This is a genomic window from Streptosporangium sp. NPDC023963 (genome assembly GCF_040639135.1).
Lineage (GTDB): Bacteria > Actinomycetota > Actinomycetes > Streptosporangiales > Streptosporangiaceae > Streptosporangium.
Genome location: NZ_JBEZZK010000045.1, coordinates 1 through 1,620, shown reverse-complemented (window position 1 = coordinate 1,620; position 1,620 = coordinate 1). Strand labels below are relative to the sequence as shown.

2 protein-coding genes are annotated in these 1,620 nt (G+C 70.8%); both read left to right on the top strand.

Annotated elements, in window-relative coordinates:
• Positions 1-927 (top strand): sugar ABC transporter ATP-binding protein (locus AB0F88_RS44240; RefSeq protein WP_362698689.1); only part of this gene is annotated, 927 nt, incomplete at its 5' end.
• 190 nt (positions 928-1,117) lie between these two features.
• Positions 1,118-1,620 (top strand): ABC transporter permease (locus AB0F88_RS44235; protein WP_362698686.1); only part of this gene is annotated, 503 nt, incomplete at its 3' end.

The following is a 1,620-nucleotide window of genomic DNA, read 5'->3' as shown; positions in this document are numbered from 1 at the left end:
GCGGTGGTCTACATCTCGCACCGGCTGGAGGAGATCCGCGAGATCGGGGACCGGGTGACGGTGCTCAAGGACGGCCGCACGGTCGCGGTGGGCCTACCGGCCAAGGAGACGCCGACCTCGCAGGTGGTGTCGCTGATGACCGGCCGCAACGTCGAGTACGTCTTCCCGCCGCGCCGCGAGGAACCCGTCGCGGGCGACGAGGTGCTGCGGGTCGAGAACCTCACCGTCCCCGGGGTCGTCACCGACGTGTCGTTCTCGGTGCGGGCGGGGGAGATCGTGGGGCTGGCCGGTCTGGTCGGCTCGGGCCGCTCGGAGATCATCGAGGCGGTGTACGGGGCGCGGCGGTTCTCCGGCCAGGTGGTGCTGGAGGGCAAGCCGGTGCGCCGGGGCGGTGGCACGACCGGTGCGGTGCGGCTGGGCATGGGGCTGGCGCCCGAGGAGCGCAAGGCGCAGGCGTTGCTGCTGGACCAGAGCGTCTCGCGCAACATCAGCCTGGCGAGTTTGGGCCGGTACTCGCGGCTGGGCTGGATGGACCGGCGCCGGGAGGCGGCCGACGCGCGGGAGATGGTGCAGGCCCTGGACATCCGCCCTTCCGATCCGGAGCGGCCGATCAAGACGTTGTCGGGCGGTAACCAGCAAAAGGCGGTGCTGGCCCGGTGGTTGCTGAACGATCGCAAGCTGCTGCTGCTGGACGAGCCGACCCGCGGGGTGGATGTGGGCGCTCGGGCGGAGTTGTACGCGCTGGTGCGGCGGCTGGCCGATGAGGGGATCGGGGTGTTGCTGGTCTCCAGCGAGGTTCCCGAGGTGCTGGGGCTGGCCGATCGGGTGCTGGTCCTGCGGGAGGGCCGGGTCATTCGTGAGGCCGGTGCCGGTGAGCTGGACGAGCACGCCGTCCTCGACATGATCATGGAAGGGAGCGCCCTGTGACCCCCTCCGCAGCCGGGAAGCCCGGGGAGCCCGGGAGCGCCGGGAACCTCGGGAGTGCCGGATACCTCGGACACGCCGGAAGCGCCGGACACGCCGGGACTAGTGAAAGGAACCGACAGGTCTTCATGGACGTCATCTCCCTCCGTTCCGGAGCCCCGAGCATCTCGGCGGTGCTCCGGTGAAGCCGCCCGTGGACGAGAGCGACCGCGTCGAGGCGCCCGCTCGCAAGCCCGTCGTGGCGAGCCCGCTCGCCCGCCTCGGGGAGACGCGCCATCTCGGCCTGGTGGTCGCGCTGGTGTTGCTGGCCGTGGTGGGTTTGGTCACGGTGCCCGACACCTTCGCCACGACCTCGAACATGGTGAGCATCCTGTCGCTGGCCGCGACCATCGGGGTGATCACCGTCGGCATGACGTTCGTGATCATCGGTGGGGGCATCGACCTGTCGGTGGGCGCGATCATGGCGTTGGCGTCGGTGTGGGCGACCACGCTGGCGACCCAGTCCTACGGCCCGTTCGTGATGATCTTGTGCGCGGTGCTGGTGGGCACCGGCGCGGGCCTGGTCAACGGGCTGCTGATCTCGTACGGGCGGATGGTGCCCTTCATCGCCACGCTGGCGATGCTGGTGGCCGCCCGCGGTCTGGCGCAGCGGATGTCGGACCGGCGCACCCAGCTGGTGCAGCAGGGCAACGAGAT